Source organism: Pedobacter sp. NJ-S-72, assembly GCF_053890575.1.
In genome coordinates this window covers 332,821-351,169 of record NZ_CM132681.1, presented here as the reverse complement: position 1 = coordinate 351,169, position 18,349 = coordinate 332,821, and the positions used below count along the sequence as shown (strand labels likewise).

25 protein-coding genes are annotated in these 18,349 nt (G+C 37.0%); 11 read left to right on the top strand and 14 right to left on the bottom strand.

The features are described 5' to 3' along the window. Positions 1-271 precede the first annotated feature (271 nt). Both ACWYN3_RS02385 and ACWYN3_RS02380 read right to left on the bottom strand, forming a co-directional pair. A complete protein-coding gene (locus tag ACWYN3_RS02385) occupies positions 272-490 on the bottom strand; it encodes a hypothetical protein (protein WP_456219701.1) in 219 nt (72 codons plus the stop codon). 235 nt (positions 491-725) lie between these two features. Continuing rightward, positions 726-1,178: an Lrp/AsnC family transcriptional regulator gene (locus ACWYN3_RS02380; RefSeq protein ID WP_456219700.1), complete on the bottom strand. Its 453-nt coding sequence runs from the start codon at positions 1,176-1,178 to the stop codon at positions 726-728. A 141-nt stretch (positions 1,179-1,319) separates the two neighbouring features. Here ACWYN3_RS02380 and ACWYN3_RS02375 point away from each other — a divergent pair, with 141 nt between their 5' ends. The 4 genes from ACWYN3_RS02375 (at position 1,320) to ACWYN3_RS02360 (ending at position 5,709) form a co-directional block, all read left to right on the top strand. Then, the gene (locus tag ACWYN3_RS02375; RefSeq protein WP_456219699.1) at positions 1,320-1,721 is read left to right on the top strand and encodes an aminotransferase class III-fold pyridoxal phosphate-dependent enzyme; all 402 of its coding nucleotides are present in this window, start codon (positions 1,320-1,322) and stop codon (positions 1,719-1,721) included. Next, entirely contained in the window at positions 1,696-2,580 is an 885-nt protein-coding gene (gene rocD, locus ACWYN3_RS02370) for an ornithine--oxo-acid transaminase (protein WP_456219698.1), read from the top strand. The genes ACWYN3_RS02375 and rocD overlap by 26 nt, the downstream gene beginning before the upstream one ends. A 94-nt stretch (positions 2,581-2,674) precedes the next feature. Next, the gene (locus ACWYN3_RS02365; protein ID WP_456219697.1) at positions 2,675-3,547 is read left to right on the top strand and encodes an arginase; all 873 of its coding nucleotides are present in this window, start codon (positions 2,675-2,677) and stop codon (positions 3,545-3,547) included. Positions 3,548-3,795: 248 nt separating this feature from the next. After that, a complete protein-coding gene (locus ACWYN3_RS02360; RefSeq protein WP_456219696.1) occupies positions 3,796-5,709 on the top strand; it encodes an oleate hydratase in 1,914 nt (637 codons plus the stop codon). Positions 5,710-5,856: 147 nt separating this feature from the next. On the opposite strand, the gene ACWYN3_RS02355 is transcribed toward ACWYN3_RS02360, so the two are convergent. The 9 genes from ACWYN3_RS02355 to ACWYN3_RS02315 form a co-directional block, all read right to left on the bottom strand. Further along, a complete protein-coding gene (locus ACWYN3_RS02355) occupies positions 5,857-6,093 on the bottom strand; it encodes a GNAT family N-acetyltransferase (protein ID WP_456222849.1) in 237 nt (78 codons plus the stop codon). Positions 6,094-6,179: 86 nt separating this feature from the next. After that, on the bottom strand, positions 6,180-6,704 hold the full coding sequence (locus tag ACWYN3_RS02350; protein ID WP_456219695.1) for a GNAT family N-acetyltransferase: 525 nt from the start codon (positions 6,702-6,704) through the stop codon (positions 6,180-6,182). 453 nt (positions 6,705-7,157) lie between these two features. Beyond that, positions 7,158-7,727 carry an antibiotic biosynthesis monooxygenase gene (locus tag ACWYN3_RS02345; protein ID WP_456219694.1) on the bottom strand — a complete coding sequence of 190 codons (570 nt, stop codon included), beginning with the start codon at positions 7,725-7,727 and terminating at the stop codon, positions 7,158-7,160. Beyond that, positions 7,672-8,106, bottom strand: a complete 435-nt coding sequence (locus ACWYN3_RS02340) for a carboxymuconolactone decarboxylase family protein (protein WP_456219693.1) — start codon at positions 8,104-8,106, stop codon at positions 7,672-7,674. The genes ACWYN3_RS02345 and ACWYN3_RS02340 overlap by 56 nt, the downstream gene beginning before the upstream one ends. A gap of 74 nt (positions 8,107-8,180) precedes the next feature. Next, on the bottom strand, positions 8,181-8,672 hold the full coding sequence (locus ACWYN3_RS02335; RefSeq protein WP_456219692.1) for a (R)-mandelonitrile lyase: 492 nt from the start codon (positions 8,670-8,672) through the stop codon (positions 8,181-8,183). Then, positions 8,620-9,699, bottom strand: coding sequence for an NAD(P)-dependent alcohol dehydrogenase (locus tag ACWYN3_RS02330; RefSeq protein WP_456219691.1), 1,080 nt, complete (start codon positions 9,697-9,699; stop codon positions 8,620-8,622). The genes ACWYN3_RS02335 and ACWYN3_RS02330 overlap by 53 nt, the downstream gene beginning before the upstream one ends. Continuing rightward, complete coding sequence (locus ACWYN3_RS02325; RefSeq protein WP_456219690.1) at positions 9,696-9,875, bottom strand: twin-arginine translocation signal domain-containing protein; 180 nt, start codon at positions 9,873-9,875, stop codon at positions 9,696-9,698. The genes ACWYN3_RS02330 and ACWYN3_RS02325 overlap by 4 nt, the downstream gene beginning before the upstream one ends. A 124-nt stretch (positions 9,876-9,999) precedes the next feature. Beyond that, the gene (locus tag ACWYN3_RS02320; protein WP_456222848.1) at positions 10,000-10,110 is read right to left on the bottom strand and encodes a hypothetical protein; all 111 of its coding nucleotides are present in this window, start codon (positions 10,108-10,110) and stop codon (positions 10,000-10,002) included. Positions 10,111-10,163: 53 nt separating this feature from the next. Then, entirely contained in the window at positions 10,164-10,547 is a 384-nt protein-coding gene (locus tag ACWYN3_RS02315) for a hypothetical protein (RefSeq protein WP_456219689.1), read from the bottom strand. A 198-nt stretch (positions 10,548-10,745) separates the two neighbouring features. Here ACWYN3_RS02315 and ACWYN3_RS02310 point away from each other — a divergent pair, with 198 nt between their 5' ends. The 5 genes from ACWYN3_RS02310 (at position 10,746) to ACWYN3_RS02290 (ending at position 14,370) form a co-directional block, all read left to right on the top strand. After that, positions 10,746-11,642, top strand: a complete 897-nt coding sequence (locus tag ACWYN3_RS02310; protein ID WP_456219688.1) for a helix-turn-helix domain-containing protein — start codon at positions 10,746-10,748, stop codon at positions 11,640-11,642. A gap of 138 nt (positions 11,643-11,780) precedes the next feature. Next, entirely contained in the window at positions 11,781-12,233 is a 453-nt protein-coding gene (locus tag ACWYN3_RS02305; protein WP_456219687.1) for a hypothetical protein, read from the top strand. Then, positions 12,230-12,478 carry a hypothetical protein gene (locus ACWYN3_RS02300; protein ID WP_456219686.1) on the top strand — a complete coding sequence of 83 codons (249 nt, stop codon included), beginning with the start codon at positions 12,230-12,232 and terminating at the stop codon, positions 12,476-12,478. The genes ACWYN3_RS02305 and ACWYN3_RS02300 overlap by 4 nt, the downstream gene beginning before the upstream one ends. 101 nt (positions 12,479-12,579) lie before the next feature. After that, positions 12,580-13,557: an aldo/keto reductase gene (locus ACWYN3_RS02295; protein ID WP_456219685.1), complete on the top strand. Its 978-nt coding sequence runs from the start codon at positions 12,580-12,582 to the stop codon at positions 13,555-13,557. Next, the gene (locus tag ACWYN3_RS02290) at positions 13,558-14,370 is read left to right on the top strand and encodes a helix-turn-helix domain-containing protein (protein WP_456219684.1); all 813 of its coding nucleotides are present in this window, start codon (positions 13,558-13,560) and stop codon (positions 14,368-14,370) included. A 221-nt stretch (positions 14,371-14,591) separates the two neighbouring features. Here ACWYN3_RS02290 and ACWYN3_RS02285 read toward each other — a convergent pair whose 3' ends face one another. The 3 genes from ACWYN3_RS02285 to ACWYN3_RS02275 all read right to left on the bottom strand — a co-directional run bounded on the left by ACWYN3_RS02285 (position 14,592) and on the right by ACWYN3_RS02275 (position 16,864). After that, a complete protein-coding gene (locus ACWYN3_RS02285) occupies positions 14,592-15,191 on the bottom strand; it encodes a hypothetical protein (RefSeq protein WP_456219683.1) in 600 nt (199 codons plus the stop codon). 234 nt (positions 15,192-15,425) lie between these two features. Continuing rightward, positions 15,426-16,211 (bottom strand): SDR family oxidoreductase, encoded by a 786-nt coding sequence (locus tag ACWYN3_RS02280; protein ID WP_456219682.1) that lies wholly within the window; start codon positions 16,209-16,211, stop codon positions 15,426-15,428. Continuing rightward, positions 16,202-16,864, bottom strand: a complete 663-nt coding sequence (locus ACWYN3_RS02275; RefSeq protein ID WP_456219681.1) for an NAD(P)H-binding protein — start codon at positions 16,862-16,864, stop codon at positions 16,202-16,204. Before ACWYN3_RS02275 ends, ACWYN3_RS02280 begins: the two co-directional genes overlap by 10 nt. Before the next feature lie 168 nt (positions 16,865-17,032). Here ACWYN3_RS02275 and ACWYN3_RS02270 point away from each other — a divergent pair, with 168 nt between their 5' ends. Together ACWYN3_RS02270 and ACWYN3_RS02265 are read left to right on the top strand one after the other, a co-directional pair. Continuing rightward, the gene (locus ACWYN3_RS02270) at positions 17,033-17,314 is read left to right on the top strand and encodes a phytoene desaturase family protein (protein ID WP_456219680.1); all 282 of its coding nucleotides are present in this window, start codon (positions 17,033-17,035) and stop codon (positions 17,312-17,314) included. Then, positions 17,212-18,312, top strand: a complete 1,101-nt coding sequence (locus tag ACWYN3_RS02265) for a phytoene desaturase family protein (protein ID WP_456219679.1) — start codon at positions 17,212-17,214, stop codon at positions 18,310-18,312. Before ACWYN3_RS02270 ends, ACWYN3_RS02265 begins: the two co-directional genes overlap by 103 nt. Positions 18,313-18,349 lie beyond the last annotated feature (37 nt).

Sequence of the window (18,349 nt, the reverse complement as noted above, 5' to 3'; positions counted from 1 at the left end):
CGGTACAACGGACGTCGATTTCTTCTTTTTGCCAGACGTATTTATCAGGCTAAGGCATTTCAATTCCCTGCAAATCCACAATAAGTTTTTATTTAATTCTTTTATACTGCTAAAGCCATGACCTTAAAAAAAACTCACATTCATCATTAATATTGACAAAATAAGCCACGCCGATAAATAACCTGTTTTTTAAAACAGGAAATAACAAATTATAGATATATCATAAGATATATCCTGACATATACCGGGAGTATAAAAGAATAACAGGAAATTAAGCCGCAGTCTTTGGCGGTCTGAAGATCTGGTCGCAATAATTACTGATATAATTATAGCTGTAGCGAGAATATCCTGACTGGTCTTCAATGATGAATACCGTAGTATTTAATGAAGGTGCAGAATTGTGCTGATAGAATGATACGGACAATTGATTCAGGACATTTTTAACGGCCTTATGATTTTCATCTTTCTCTGCTTCTCTGATCTTTCTCATCAAATAGCATTTACCGTTACATTTCATCCAGGGCTTGTCCCGGTTTATACAAAGAGATGAAGTGATATAATCCTGATTTAATTTATAGCCGGCATAAACAAATAATCCAGAAAAATCACTTGTAAATACAGCTAGAAAAAAAAGCCAGATGATATACTTTTTGTACATATGCACCAAATATATGATTAAAGTATTTTTAAGATAATTATTTGGCCTACTATTTTGATTAAATGTTTTACAGGATAATATTCCTTTTAAACGCACATCCAAGCTCCATGATAGAATCTGTTTTAGCGATACCCTGGATATTATCTATTTTTTCATAAAGTACCTGCCTCATGTGCTCATGATTTTTGGCAATGATTTTCAAATATAAGGTATAAGTGCCGCTAATATAATAACACTCGGTAACCTCCGGAATCTTCTTTAATTCTTCAATAATACGATTTGAATCATGGTCTTTTTCAAGAGTAATCCCTGTAAAGGCACCCCAGTCATAACCAATCTTCTTTTCATCTAATACAGGTTTGATTCCTGTTAATATACCTTGTTCGGTTAACCTGGAGATTCGCTGATGAACCATGGTGTTGGATATACCAAGTGTTGCAGCGATAGCCGAATATGCCATTCGTCCATCTATTTCCAGTTGTTTTAAAATTTGGATGTCAAATTCATCAATGTGATCCATGAATTATTTAAGATTAGGTTATTTTTTAAACAGGCTTATTAGAGCCAAATACACTTTCAAAACCAATTAAAAAGTCAAATTAACTTTTATCGAGCACAAAAATAATAAATATTACTATATTCGCATCAAGAACAATCAATTATGGAAATTTCAACAAACTTAAGTAAAACCGAGGAGCTAATAGAGAAAGAAGAAAGATATGGTGCGCATAATTACCACCCGCTACCTGTCGTGCTGGAAAGAGGAGAAGGTGTCTTTGTTTGGGATGTTGAAGAAATGAGATATTTTGATTTTCTTTCTGCCTACTCAGCAGTGAATCAAGGGCATTGTCACCCAAGAATTATTAATGCACTTAAAGATCAGGCAGAAAAACTTACCCTGACTTCCAGGGCATTTTATAGTGACAAATTGGGTGAGTTTGAAGAGTTTGTCTGTAATTTATTTGGTTATGATAAGTCATTGATCATGAATTCGGGTGTGGAAGCAGTTGAAACAGCAATGAAACTTTGTAGAAAAAATGGCGTACCAAATCAAAGGCATTAGTCCTAACGAGGCCAAAATAGTTTTTGCTGATGGAAATTTTCATGGCAGAACTATTTCTGTAATCTCAGCTTCTAATGATGAAAGTGCAAAGAAAGATTTTGGTCCATTTGTAGGTGGAATAACTCATGTTCCATATAATGATGTGGATGCTTTTGAAGTTCTTTTAAAAACAGATAAAAATATTGCAGGCTTCATTGTTGAACCTATTCAGGGTGAAGCCGGTGTAGTTGTCCCGGACAGCGATTACCTGGTACGTATTAAGGCACTTTGCCAAGCCTATAACGTCTTATTCATTGCTGATGAAATACAAACCGGAATTGCCAGAACGGGAAGCATGCTGGCTTCATACGAAGTCAATTCTGAAGAGAAAAGTAACCAGCCGGATATTTTGATATTAGGAAAAGCAGTTTCAGGTGGCGTGTTACCAGTTTCAGTAGTCCTGGCAAATGACGAAATCATGCTGACCATTAAACCAGGAGAGCATGGTTCAACATACGGAGGAAATCCTTTGGCATGTGCAGTATCCAGAGAAGCTATACAAGTCGTTATTGATGAAAATCTTGCTGAAAATGCAGATAAAATGGGGAAACTATTCAGAGCAGGATTAGAAAATATTGCAAAGAAAACAGACATTATCCAGTCGGTCAGAGGTAAAGGGCTACTTAATGCGATTGTCATTAACTGTGCAGAAGAATCTGATATGGCCTGGGATATCTGCATGAAATTTAAAGAGAACGGCTTACTTGCCAAACCTACTCATGGAAATAAAATCCGCTTCGCCCCTCCATTAGTCATCACTGAAGAACAAATTATCGAAAGCCTGGACATCATTGAGAGATCACTGTTAAGCGTTGCTTAGGACTTTATGAAAAGAACAATAAATCTGGTTAAAAACAGATCTGATATTGGTGCGGGAACCCGGGGATCTGATATGGGAATAGATGCCATCGAAATTGCTGCAATTAATAAGAAGAAGTGAATATTTTAACAATTTCAGCACGCTGGATGTTCAGACGCATAACGAAACGATCTATAATAAAGACCGGAATACTTTTGCAATAAGAATTGAACATGTGCTGCAGCAATGTACACGGCTTGCTAATGCTGTAGAGCAGAGTTTGTCAGCAAACCACTTTCCTTTCGTATTTTCTGGTGATCATTCATCAGCATTGGGCACAATCAGCGGAATAAAAGCAGCTTACCCTGATAAAGTACTGGGGGTGGTTTGGATAGATGCTCATGCGGATTTACATTCTCCATATACTTCTCCATCCGGCAACATACATGGCATGCCCCTGGCAGCAGCCCTGGCCAATGATAATCTGGATTGTCAACAGAACAAGATTACCGGAGACACTTTACTACTCTGGAATAACTTAAAAACCATTGGAACAGACGAACAGAAGTTGAAACCAGAACACCTGATATATTTTGGTGTTCGCGATACTGAAGAAGCGGAAGACAAACTCATTGAAAAATTAGAAATTAAAAACTATAAGGTAGAAGAAGTACGTTTCAGGGGTTTGAAAACCTGTGTAGAAGAAGCATTGAAGAAATTAAAGGATTGCGAAATCATTTATATTTCTTTCGATGTAGACAGTATGGATTGTGATTTGATTTCACAAGGCACAGGTACTCCGGTTTCCAAAGGGTTTGATCCGCAGGAGATCATTATTATTATTCAAACCATAGTTGCCTCAGAAAAAGTGTTATGTATTGAAGTTGTAGAGGTTAATCCACTATTAGACAACAAAGGGAATAAAATGGCCGAAACTGCTTTTGAAATAGTGGAACAGGTAACTGAATCTATAATCGCAAGGCTTTAAATTCTGCGAAAGATCTAAATAAAAGAATGTCTCATCTCCAGAGACATCTGTAGTTAAAGGGCTGCTTCGATGTAGAAGCAGCCCTTTAACTTATATGCTCACCAAAGTGATATGCATCATCATTTTGAATGATTCTATACATTTAAAGAACATGTCTGCGTTTATATCTTTGTTTTGAAAGGCTAAACCACATACATTAAGAAGTATACAAGGGTATAGTCTTTATTTCATAATTAAAACATTAAGCGATGAAAGCAATCACCTCCAAATCCGATAAAATTTTAAGCGCCTCCTCTGATCATGGAAATGTGAATCATGAACCAGATTCAAGCAAAGAGCAACAACGTAATACACCGCAAAAATCTATGCCCTTTTCGGATCAGATTGGAAATTACCAACGCAATAGAGGGATTCCCGCTAAATCATATAAGGATAGTAAAATCTATATTATAGGTAGTGGTATTGCTGGTATGGCTACTGCTTATTATTTCATTCGAGACGGTCAGGTACCAGCCGAAAACATCACATTTTTAGAACAATTGCACATCGATGGCGGATCATTAGATGGTGCAGGTAATGCTAAGGAAGGCTATATCATCAGAGGTGGCCGGGAAATGGACATGACCTATGAAAATCTTTGGGATATATTCCAGGATATTCCAGCGCTTGAAATGCCTGCTCCTTATACTGTTTTAGATGAATATCGCCTGATCAATGATAATGACTCCAATTATTCTAAAGCACGACTTATTCATAACAAAGGGGAAATAAAGGACTTCAGTAAATTTGGTCTGAACAAAAAAGACCAGCTGGCCATCGTTAAGCTTCTGCTTAAGAAAAAAGAAGAACTGGACGATTTAACTATTGAAGATTATTTCAGTGAAACCTTTCTGAGCAGCGATTTCTGGACGTACTGGCGTACCATGTTTGCCTTTGAGAACTGGCATAGCTTACTGGAGTTAAAGCTTTATATGCACAGATTCCTGCATGCTATTGATGGATTAAATGATTTCTCCTCTTTAGTATTCCCTAAGTATAATCAATATGACACCTTTGTAACACCTCTACGCAATTATCTAAAAGACAAAGGTGTTAACATTCAGTTCAATACACTAATCAATGACCTGGATATCCATATCAATACCGAAGGAAAGACAGTGGTGGAAGGAATTATTACAGAGCAAAATGGAAAAGAAGTTAAAATACCGGTTGGAAAAGAAGACTATGTGATTGTTACTACTGGTTCAATGACCGAAGATACATTCTATGGTGATAACAAAACAGCACCTATTATAGCTATCGACAATAGCATAAGCGGAAAGAGTGGCGGATGGAAACTATGGAAAAATCTTGCTGCTAAATCAGACAGCTTTGGTAAACCAGAAAAATTCTGCAGCAATATCGAAAAGTCGTCCTGGGAATCCGTGACTTTAACCTGCAGACCTTCTGCGCTGGTTGAAAAGCTAAAGGAATATTGTGTGAATGATCCTTATTCCGGGAAAACAGCTACCGGAGGAATTGTTACTATTACAGATTCCAACTGGTTAATGAGTTTTACTTGTAACAGACAGCCTCATTTCCCGGAACAACCAGATGATATTCTGGTACTTTGGGTGTATGCTTTGTTTATGGACAAGGAAGGGAATTATATTAAGAAAACAATGCCCGAATGTACAGGAGACGAGATCCTTGCTGAATTGTGTTATCATACGGGTATCATAGACCAGTTGGATAATGTGATAGAAAACACCATCGTTCGTACGGCTTTCATGCCTTATATCACTTCGATGTTTATGCCCAGAGCCAAAGGTGATCGCCCACGGGTTGTTCCTGAAGGGTGCAAAAACCTGGGATTGATCGGACAATTTGTAGAAACAAATAATGATGTGGTATTTACCATGGAGAGCTCGGTAAGAACAGCAAGGATCGCAGTTTATGAACTATTAAACCTGAATAAGCAGGTACCTGATATTAATCCTTTGCAATATGATATCCGTCATTTGCTCAAAGCGGCAAAAACATTAAATGACAATAAGCCATTTTTGGGTGAGGGTATATTACGCAAGGTATTGAAAGGAACTTATTTTGAGCATATTCTACCGGCAGGTCCTGAAGGAGAAGAAGAACATGAGTCTTTTATAACAGAAAATCCACAAATTTAAGGATTGGATAAAAGGAGTAAAAGAGGAATAAATACTATAAGCTAAAAAGCCTGCTTTCGTAAGATTTGCAGAGGCTTTTTAGCTTATAGTAACGGCATCTAGCGAACCCAGACACGATCCATATACGCAGTTAGATTTTTTCTTTCGTCATACTCTTCTTTTCATTTCCAATTGAGCTACATGCCTAGAAAGTCCAAGGCTTTTGAAAAATGCAATTGTTTCTAACGAACCGGTATCAACATTGTTCATAAACAATTCTTTTGGATCAATCGATGCGATCATTGTATTGACCAGCTGCGTCGCCACGCCTTTACGTCTATGTTTAGATGAAACAGCAATTTGATGTATTTTCCTTAAAACAGGATTATATACCATGTAACCGATTAACTCTTCGTCTAAATGGGCTCCAACTATAGCACAGTAGTCTTTACTGTTTTCCAGTGTCGTTACAGAATTTTGCCATGAAGGTTTTATTGTCCAAAAGAAGAAAACTTATCCCAATCAAAGTCTTCTAAATCTCTAATTACTGCCACAGGCGATTTTTCTACCGTTTCAATTGCCCCACGAAAACAATCAAGTGTTCTATTTACTTGATAATCCATTTTTTCATAGGCCCGGACACCAGCATCATTACCCACGATTACCTCCAACAACATTTGCTCCACACCTATTGCCTTTAGCTTCGGCAATAAAAAGTCATACATTTTACCAACAAGACCTTGCCCGCGATAATCAGGAACAACACCAGTTGCGGCATTATAAGCTGATAATTTTCCGTCAACTTCGTTAAGGCCGTGAAGCATAAACCCAATTAATTTACCAGATGAAAAAACTCCGATTGATAAATCTAACTTTACATTTTCTGAAGAAATCTTAAATGCTAATTGTTTTGAATTGAGCTGTAAAGGCACAATGTAATCAGAGAATGATTGGTTTAATACTTCTACTATTCTATCTATTTCAATATTTTCTAAAGTGGCAATGGCAATCTCCATGTTTTATCTTTTTTGAGATATAATACTAAATTTCTATTTGAGTAGCTTAACTCTTTTTGATGTTTGCTTTCCAATGACATTTTAACATCTTACTAATAACAAACATATTCTTATATCTTCACCTTTATTACACGAATAACTGAAATAGTATACAGGAATTACCTTAACGCAACGGAACTGCAAGAAGTTGAAAGGAAGATTTATCGTATGGTCGAATATAACATCATGTTGACGCGCAGGCATCAGTTACCCATTAGACAGTATGTTATTTTTGTAAGGGACATTGCTCCCCCTAGCTTAAGACCATTATCGAAAAACAACCGTTTTTTGATAATTTTTCATGAATATCCCTTTTGAATCAAGAAAAGATAAATTTCTTTATACTTTTCAGTCAGCCATTATTTCAACTTTTTAAAGATCTCCACCATCATTTCTTTGTCCAAACCTTCCATATCAATTAACTTTAAATTTTTCACCATTTTCAAAGTCGTCGTCTTTGTAATGCTGAAAATGTGGGGTAGTTAAATGCGATTGATATCCAGCTTTATTAGCATAAATCTCCACAATCCTGATTTGGTTTGGATTTTCTTTCTGATACATTGGAAAAATAGCTATTACACCTGGCTCAATTTTTACAGAAACACTTGATTCTACATTTAAAATCGCTTTGTATTCCTCTAAATATTCCGGTAGGATTTCAATTTCAGAAATACGTACCATCATATCATTATCAATAACTGGCAGCAAGGGCTGACCGATAATTTTCAGCACTGTGTTCGCCTGCGTTTTACTGATGTTTGTTTTAATTAATCCGGCAATATCTTTAAATTGATCTTCTGTAATTCCCGTATTTTTTCCCATGCCGATATGAGCTTGCAACTGCCCTTCAACCCCCTCCATTGATGCTAAAGCAGCTATGGTAACCAATTCTCTTTCTTTAAAACTCAACACATCTACTGCGAAAATATCAGCAAATAAATGTTCCTTTAAAAAAAGTATCGATGCGTGGCGCAAAATCTCCAAAACCCGGTGCAGGTTTAGCTTGTGACGTTTTGGTTAAGGTTTCCAATACTTTCCTGCCTTGTTCGTATTTATCGGCAACTTTATTTTCAACCGCCGTCTTTTTACCTTCTTTGTCAGTAATACCCTTTACTTTTCTTTCGTCCAAAACTGTTCTAAAAAGATTAATCGCATTCAAACTTTTGGGAAAACCACAATAAGCATACAATTGAGTTATCGCTTCTTTGATTTGATTAATACTTAGATCAGTATCAAGTCCGCTATTTAACTGAGTTTTCAATTGTTCTAAATTTCCTGATGCCATGAATGCCGAAATAAGGACAAGGCTTTGTTCCTGGGCACTAAGATTATTTTTTGCCAGGTTTTTTTGTTGTGCATTCATTTTATTTGTACTTAATATGAAGAACAATAGAAATATCCATTGTAAAAATTGATAGTTGCGCATATTGATGATATTTATATTCCGTTTGCTTCGCTAAATTCTTCTTCAGTAACAGGTTTTAGCCAAACAGCATTGGTTTCGCCTTCGTAATTAGTGATGGCAATATGTACCATTTTGGCGGTTGCCGTTGCGCCGTGCCAGTGTTCTACATTTTCAGGAATATTGATTACATCGCCTTTTTTAATGATTTTTGCAGGTTTGCCTTTTTCCTGGTACAATCCTTTACCTTCAGTAACGATCAACACCTGACCTTTGGGATGCGTATGCCAATTGGTTCTTGCACCTGGTTCAAAAGTTACCGCACCCATAATGAAATTATTGTTTTTATCTTTCTGTAGCAACGTTTCCAAATAAACATCACCTGTAAAATATCCGTTATCCAATTTTTCGCCCTTAGCAAAAAGTTCTTTGTTATTGTCTGTTCTCATTTTTTCTTGATTTTTAGGGTTGCAACTAATAAATATAGTTGTTGCAGTTAATACTGAAATAATTTGAATTGTTTTCATACCGAGGTGATATTATTAAAAATGCTGCGTCGATCACATAACGACGATAACGGGCTTCTTTTTTAACTACTTTATCCCAAGCTTCATTGATCTCTTCTGCCTTTATGATTTCAATTTGAGGATAGATTTTATGCTCAGCGCAATAATCCATCACCTCTTGTGTTTCGGGAATACCACCAATTAATGAACCATTAAAGTTAACCCGATTAAAAATCATATTAAAATTATTAATCGTAAGCTCACCATTGATGGGTTGTCCAACCTGGGTAAAAAATCCGTTGGGTTTTACACAATCAATATAACTCGACATTTCGTAGACATAAGGAACGGTAGAAATCATAAAATCGAGTTTACCTTTCATTGGTTTCAAATCCTCAACAGAATTCACAACAATTATTTCCTTGGCGCCAAAAGCCTTAATATCATTTACTTTGGAAGCCGATGTGGTAAAAGCATAAACTTCTGCACCTTTGGAAACTGCTAATTTCACTGCCAAATGTCCTAATCCCCCAATACCGACAACACCACCAATTTTGTAACCCTTTCTCATCTTCACTTTCATTAATGGCGAATAAGTGGTAATACCAGCACAAAGCAATGGCGCAGCATATTTCAAATCTATATTTTCAGGAATTTTAATGGCAAAATGTTCGGTAACTACAAGGTTGTTAGCATATCCACCCTGCGTAATTCCTGTTGGAGATGATTTTTCGGGCGTTCCGTAAGTCCCCGCCATTCCAGTAGTTTCGCAATGATGCTCTTCGCCCTTTTTACAGCTTTCGCATTGCATACAACTGTTTACCATACAACCAACGCCTGCCTTGTCTCCAACTTTAAATTTGGTTACGCTTTTACCAACAGCAGTCACAATACCAGCAATTTCATGCCCCGGAACTTGTGGATATTGTTGTTTTCCCCAATGCCCTTTTATGGTATGAATATCAGAATGGCAAACGCCGGAAAATTTGATGTCAATTAATATATCGTTGTCGCCAACAGGTCTGCGTTCAAAATTCCAAAGTGTCAATTTTTTCCTTGTTCATCTTTTCCTGCGTAACCTTTTGATTTTATTTTGCTCATCATTTTTGATTTATTTGATTGTGAAAAAAGTGCAAATGGATTCACAAGCATAGCTCCTGCCCCTGCAATTGCTGTTTGTTGAATAAATTTTCTTCGGGAATTATTGTGATATTGTTCTTCCATTTTTTATTGATTTTAATATTATGGGTAAAATTTCTACTGCAATTCAATTTTCCTTTTACACTGCCCGAACCTAATGCCTTTCTCAATCTATACTGATTATCAATACGTTGAGTTAGATGTTTTTTTAATTTTTTTCTGGCGCTCCGCCTACAATAACATTGTCAGGCACATTTTCTGAAACCACGGAATTCGCCGCCACAACTGAATTTTCGCCAATAGTTACACCTTGCAAAATCGTTGCATTCGCACCAATCCAGGCATTTTTTTTAATGTGGATGGGCTTCGTAATTAGGGAATGTCTTTCATCTGGAGAAATAGGATGACTTTCTGAAGCAAGCTCACTTTCGGTGCAATCAATACATTGTCTTCAATCGTGATGCCACCCAAATCCAGGAAAACACAATCGAAATTGATGAAGACATTTTTGCCGATTTTGGTATGTTTTCCGTAATTGATATAGAAAGGTGTAAAAACAGCAACACTTTCATCTACTTCGTTATCCGTAATCTTGCTTAGTATTTTAATGATTTCTAAAGGTTCTGCTGTGCTGTTCATTTGCAAAAGCAACTTCTTGGTAGCAAAAGCGGCTTCCCGCATTTTATAAGCCTCCGAATCGTTTGCAGCAATGGTTTCGCCGTTTCTCAATCGTTCAAATATATTTTCTGTTTTCATTAACTCTATTTTTTAATCATTGAATGTTCCAAATCATTAAATGTTCCAGAAATTCACAATACAAATTTGTTCATTAAAGACTAAGCAAGCTTTATACACAATACGGTTCTTTTTACCACTTTTACTGATTGTAGTGTGGATGTAGTTATAACATATATAATTTTTGTTTTAATAAATTCGTATTTTAAAATTTGAATTATGGAACAAGTTGATAGAATTGATACGGTAAAAACGTACAACGAATACGCCGGTGTAGATACCTTGCATCCTTTAGTGAGCGTTATCAATTTTAATGAAGTCCCAACCATCCAGCATTTTAGAAGGTATCTAGGCGTTTATGCTATATTCTTAAAAAATATAAAATGCGGCGATATAATATATGGTTGTCAGCCGTACGATTATGATGACGGAACTCTCGTTTTTGTTTCACCGGGGCAGATTTATGGTATTGACAGCAAAGGCGTTGCCACCAAACCATCTGGGTATGCCTTGGTTTTTCATCCCGATTTACTTAAAGGAACCTCGCTTGATAAAAACATCAAAGACTATTCTTTTTTCTCTTACGAAGTGAACGAAGCTTTGCATTTATCAAAAAAAGAACGTCAGACGATTATCGATTGCCTCAAAAAAATTGAAGAAGAAATACAGCAAAATATTGACAAACACAGCAAAACGCTGATTGTATCGAACATCGAGCTTTTCATGAATTATTGTCAGCGTTTTTACGACCGGCAGTTTATCACCAGAAGCAATGAAAACAAAAACATTTTGGTTCGTTTTGAAAACTTGTTGAATGATTATTTTAAATCAGGAAAAGCAGCAAATATAGGGTTACCAACTGTTGCTTATTGTGCGGAAGAATTGCATCTATCATCAAATTATTTTGGCGATTTGATCAAAAAAGAAACAGGGAATACCGCTTTAGATTACATTCAGACCAAATTAATTGATGAAGCGAAGTCTAAAATTTTTGACTATTCAAAATCAATAAATGAGGTTGCTACAGATTTGGGATTTAAATACCAACAGCATTTCACAAGATTGTTCAAGCAAAAAACTGGTGTTACACCGAATGAATACAGAAATTTGAATTAGTTTTAAACCCTTTTATTTATTAATGAATTCATATGCCTTTCTTAGTTGATTTACAAAATCTTCAAAAATCACAGTCAAAGTATTTCTTCAATATCAATAGCTAAAAATGGCTTTTCTAAAAACAATTTATTCTAAAATATGAAAAATGAATTTTCTGACTACAATCAAATTGGAGCAGTTTCTACTTTTTCTGAACTTGTAAATACCAATTTTCAAGGAGCTATGAATGCAATTTGCTGGTCCAGAAATTTAGTTGGAGATTTTAAAGAAATTATGTCTAAACTTCAATTAAAAGAGAACATTACAGAAGTTTCCATTGCAGACCTTTTAGCGCTTCAACTATCAGAAAAAGGTAATATGGCAAGGGAAACTATCTTAAGTGATTTACAGCTATTAACAGATTTCGGAGCATCGCCTTTACTCAATTTACTTAAAGTTTACGAACGAGATGAGGAGTTAGACTTCATTTCAACGGATGTATATTCTTATCATGTAGATCGTTCAACGGTTGCAACGGATACATTTTTATGTACCTATCATGGTACTGCAAGTGATATCTTACCCAATATCAGGTTGAACAAAAAATATTGATTCCTGAAATCCGGGAAAAACTCAAAGAATTACATAACGGTTCAGAAGCGGAATTTGAAACCTTTTTGAAGGAATATTATTTTGATCTGCATTATAAACCTAAACCCAATGCCCAGCCAATAAATTTAGGTTTAGGTAATCTTTGGAGATTAGCAGTAGATCATCCTGAACAAAAAGTTTTACCATGTGTGCATCGGGCACCTACAGAAAATGACGGCGAACATCGGCTGCTTCTGATTTGTTAAATACATAAATTACGGATGAAATGCAGATCCTGATGAGCCATCAGGATAATTAATTTGAGCCGTATAGACAAGCTCAATATTGATCGAACGCTGATCTTTGTATGATGACAACGATCAAAAAAATACAATTGGGTCAAAACGGCCCGCTCGTGTCCAAACTAGGTTTGGGCTGTATGCGCATGTCTTCCGTATGGGGAGGTTCAACGCCAGATGAAACTGAAAGCATAGCTACATACAGTCAGTCTGCGCTTGACAGTGGCATCAATTTTTTAAATACCGGCGACTTTTATGGTGCAGGACATAATGAATTGTTAATCGGTAAAGCCATTAAAGGCCGCAGGGACGATGCTTTCATCAGCGTTAAATTTGGTGCTTTATTTCATAATGGCCAATGGCTGGGCCTGGATCTGCGCCCTGTGGCCATTAAAAATTTCATCAATTATTCGCTTACCCGTTTAGGCATTGAAACCATAGACCTGTACCAGCCCTGCCGGATGGACGGCAGCGTACCTGTAGAAGATATTATAGGTACTGTAGCCGACCTGATCAAAGAAGGTAAAGTGCGCTACATCGGTGTTTCTGAGATCACATCTGATCAACTGCGTAAAGCAAACCAGATTCATCCTATAAGTGCACTGGAAATTGGCTATTCACTTGCAGACCGACAGGTGGAAAGCGAATTGTTACCAGCAGCTAAAGAAATGGGTATTGCAGTAGCCGCCTTTGCCAACACTGCCGAAGGTTTGTTAACAGGCGATATGAAAGCACCGCTTGCAGATAATGATCATCACCTCCACTTCTCCCGTTTTCAGGGCAATAATCTCATCAAAAACCTGGAAAAAGTGGAAGTATTGAAAGCCTTAGCGAAAGATAAACAAGTTACACCCACACAAATTGCCATCGCCTGGGTAAATGCGCAAGGCGACCATATTATGCCATTAGTAAGCATGAGCCGCCGTACAAGGTTACCGGAAAATACCGCTGCCATGAGCATTGAATTTACAACGTCAGAAATAGAATTATTAAATACTACTTTTGCACCGGGCGCCATCTTAGGCGGTACTTACCTACAGAGATAAATGACCAATCCAACTGAAATACTTCCCGGCGTGATCTTCTATTCTTATCTCTCCGCAGAACGGAAAGATAAAGTATGCTTCTGGAACCATCATACGCTAGTTTTGATGGTTTCCGGCCAACTTCATTTAGAAACGGCTGACCAGCGCATGGAGGTCAAAGCAGGCGAAATGATGTTGGTCGGTAAAAATCAGCTGGGTACGCTGACTAAAACACCTCTTCCTGGCCAAAGTTATGAAAGCATTGTTATTTGCCTTCAGGAAGATCTGTTGCGCAAAATAGCGCTGGAAGAAGAGATCGGCACCAGTTCTAAATATGTTGGCCCATCTAACGTGCCCGTTCCGCCCGATCCATTTCTTATTGGCTATTTTCAATCCATTATTCCTTATGCACGCGCCGCAGGAGGGACACTCACAAAAGATATGGGTATCCTCAAAGTTAAAGAAGGCGTTAAACTATTATTACATAGTCTGCCACAATTAAGGTCATACTTATTCGATTTTGCAGAACCTCATAAAATTGATCTGGAACGCTTTATGATGACCAATTTTCATTTTAACGTCCCGGTTGAAAGATTTGCGCGGCTCACCGGACGCAGCCTGGCAGGTTTTAAACGCGACTTTGCAAAAACGTTTGGTGTACCGCCCCGTCAATGGCAATGGCTGTTAGATAAACGCCTTACAGCAGCAAAGCATTTAATAGAACAGAAACATCAAAAGCCATCTGCCATTTATTTAGATCTCGGCTTCGAAAGTCTGCCCCATTTTTCGCGTTCGTTCAAACAAAAATTCGGTAAAGCACCGTCGATGATTTAATCCTACTATTTGGCTAATACAATATTTCTAAGGACATAACAAATCTTTGTCATACATTACAGTCAGCTTTAATCTAGTTTATTACAACTATTTTTTCTTTTCTAATTCCTACCTCCAGATGATACATATCATCCAAGTTTAAAGAAAAAATCTTCTTAATCTTTCAACGTTTATATGACCTACAAAAGATAAGAGGGGGCTTAAAGCCATCCTTTTAATTCTTACATCTTTTCAAGTGAGCTTCCGCGGTTTTTCAAGCCACTTATTCCTATAAAAACCAATAAGATTACCACAACAATATAACACGTATATGCCACAGCCGTGCTGCCATTAGTATGATTATTAGATACAGAAATAGCCATTAATGACCAACCCCCTACCAAGCCATATTCGCGAAGATTCCGTAGCCTAATCATGAATATATTAATTAAACCAGCTATACAAATCATTATAATTGTCCAGGTCACATTAGAAATCCCCCATCCACTCCAACTAACTTTAGTCAGGAAAGCCGCAATATTAGCGATAATGGCAACAGAGATCCATCCAGAATATAATGCAAAAGGCCAAAACACAAAAAGGTACATTTTAAAGGGATGAGCATCCAATTCCATCCGTGTATTAGCAATAATTTTTAACAGGGAGATCAGTAGGACAGTCATAATAAGAACCGATACACCTATATAGTCATACAACCATGCAACAACCCAAAGGGAATTGGCGCAACAGGAAATCACAAACCACCAACCAATTTTTAAGACTATCGAATCTTCTTCTTTCTCTTTTAGAAGATTACGCCATGAATAAAATACAAAACCCAATAAACCAAGATAAATAAGCCCCCCCAGATTGAAAAGGCATAACCTGCAGGGGTAAAATAGTTGAAATATTTATCAGATACAGTTTTCATTGTATTGCCATTTAATATCCCGGCATTAGAAAGATAATTGATCAAAATCGTGACAATTAGAGCGAAGCCATTAGCTATAGGAAGTATTTTTTTTTTTCATATATAGATTTGATAAAGTATATTTTTGTTAATAAAAACCAAGTGGTTATTTTGGTTGACGATGACTGGCAATATTTTTCATCATTCCTTTAAAAATAAAAGCATGAAAGGGTAAGACTGAATACCAATAAATTCGACCAGCTATACCTAGCGGGCGAAAAGTAGCAGTTTGTACCAACACGTTTTCCTTATCTATTTTAAATTCCAGCCAGGCCTCACCAGGCAATTTCATCTCGGCATACAATAACAACCGCCGATTTTGTTTATCTGCAAGAATCACCCTCCAAAAATCGACGACACTACCAGTTGACAGGCTGTCGGAGTTAGTCCTCCCTCTTTGCAAGCCCACTCCTCCAAATAATTTGTCTAAAAACCCGCGAATATCCCACAGCCAATCTGCATAATACCACCCCGTTGATCCTCCTATAGACCAAATATTGTGTAGCGCTCTTTCAGGGTCATCTAATTTCATTGATCGTACATCTTTAAAACATCCTTCCTGAGGAATTGTAATGAGCTTTTTAAACCGATTGGGGTAATCATCATTATTCATCGCGTCCCGCCAGCTCGATATGACCTGATTCTGCTCAATTTTTCCGAATGCCAGTTTTATGGACTGTTCGTACTTCATGGTTTCAATACCCAATTTTTGCGGCAGATCATTGGGCTCTGCGATAACATCAACTTTCATACTATCCACTAAATTACTTGCCAGGGGGTAAGAAGTAGAAGTAACAAAATAAAGCCAATAGGAAGATAACCTTGGGGTCATTACAGGGACAATAAGGATATGGCGTTTAAGTCCCCTCACTTTAGCAAACCTTAAAAGCATCTCTTTATATAGGTAATCACTTCAGGACCTCCAATATCATATGCCTTATTAAAAGTGTACTCCTTCATAATTACTCCTTCAAGAAAACGGATCACATCACGAATACCGATCGGCTGGCAACGTGTATTGAGCCACTTTGGAGCAACCATTACCGGAAGTTTTTCTACGATGTCCCTGATAATTTCAAAGCTGGCGCTACCAGAGCCCACAATAATGCCAGCTCGTAAAGTAGTTAATGCATATTTACCAGATTTCAATGTCTCTTCCACGTTTAAACGGGAAAGTAAATGTTTGGATAAATTTACGCTATTAATAATTCCACTCAAAAAGACAACTTGTTTTGTACTTGTCTGTTCTATGGCATGTTTAAAATTACTAGCAGTTAACAGTTCTGCCTCAGAAAAATCATTTTTTGTGGATGACATAGAATGCATCAGGTAATAAGCGACATCTAAATCTGAAGGAATATCAGCAAGATTTTCCTTTTTCAGGAAATCAATTTCGATTATCTCTAAATCAAAGCCTGCAAATTTGTCCTTATCAAAGCGGTTTTTATTTCGGACACAGCAAACAACCTGATGCTGATGTTCCAGCAAAACAGGAAGCAGACGCTGAGCGATATAACCTGTTGAACCTGTTAACAATATTTTCATTTCCTTAGGTATAAATTACAACTCAATAGGTGATTTAGTTTCTATTCCACGTTTTCATTCATTAATATTAGTGCAAAAATAAACTATATTAGTATATATTTGTATTATTAATATTAAAACATTGAGATTTACTATTTACAACAATTAATCGACTGAATGCCAAACAAATTGAAACAGGAAGTATTAAAAATAGCCGTCATCGGTTCTGGATTTGCTGGCATAAGTTCTGCAGCTTACCTGGCAAAGCAAGGTTATCAGGTAGACGTCTATGAAAAAAATCCAGAAATTGGTGGAAGGGCGCGCCAACTCATCACAGAGAATGGTTATGTATTTGATATGGGGCCAAGTTGGTATTGGATGCCGAAGTATTTGAAAAATTTTTCAATGATTTTGGTCACAAAGCTGAAGATTTCTATGAATTACAATTGCTTGACCCTGGCTTTAGTGTAGTTTTCGGTACTAACGAGGTGTTGAACATTCCCGCTAACTTCGAGGAATTATGTCAATTATTTGAATCTATAGAAAGTGGAAGTGCAGAAAACCTAAAGCGTTTCCTAATTGAGGCAGAATATAAATATAAAATAGGAATGGAAAAGCTGGTTTATAAACCTGGACTTTCCTTACTGGAATTTGCCGACTCAGCACTTATTAAAGGCTTGTTTAAGTTGCAGGTTTTTACCTCTTTTAGTGCACATGTGAAAAAATACTTCAAAGATCCCAGACTAATTGCGTTAATGGAGTTTCCTGTACTTTTTCTTGGAGCAATGCCTGATGATACACCCGCATTATATAGTCTAATGAATTATGCTGGTTTAAAACTTGGCACCTGGTATCCCAAAGGTGGCTTTGGAAAAGTAATCCAGGCCATGATGAAAAGTGTTGCTGAAAAGCAAGGTGTAAAATTTCACACTAATGCAGCTGTAACTGCACTTGAAGTACAGGGAAAACACATTGTAAATCTAACATCAAATAAAAAAATTAGACATTATGATGGTATTATTGCCGCCGCAGACTACCATCACATTGAAGAAAAACTGCTGAGCCACACACATAGAAATTATTCACAAAAATACTGGGACAACAGAGTTCTTGCTCCCTCTTGTCTAATATTTTATCTAGGTGTCCGCACTAAAATAGATCGCTTAAATCATCATACACTTTTCTTTGACGAGGATTTAAAACAACATGCGTACGAAATCTATAAAGAAGCTCAGTGGCCTTCCAAACCTTTGTTTTATGTATGCTGTCCAAGTGTCACAGATCCCACTGTTGCACCAGATAAACATGAAAATCTATTTATTTTAATGCCGCTGGCCCCAGGTGTAAAAGATCCGGAAACGATTCGGGAACAATACTTCACTTCACAATCATGGACCGGCTCGAAAATTATACCGGAACCCCGATCCGTCAGCATCTGGATTATAAAAAAAAAGCTATTGCGTAAGTGATTTCATAGCAGATTACAACTCTTATAAAGGAAATGCT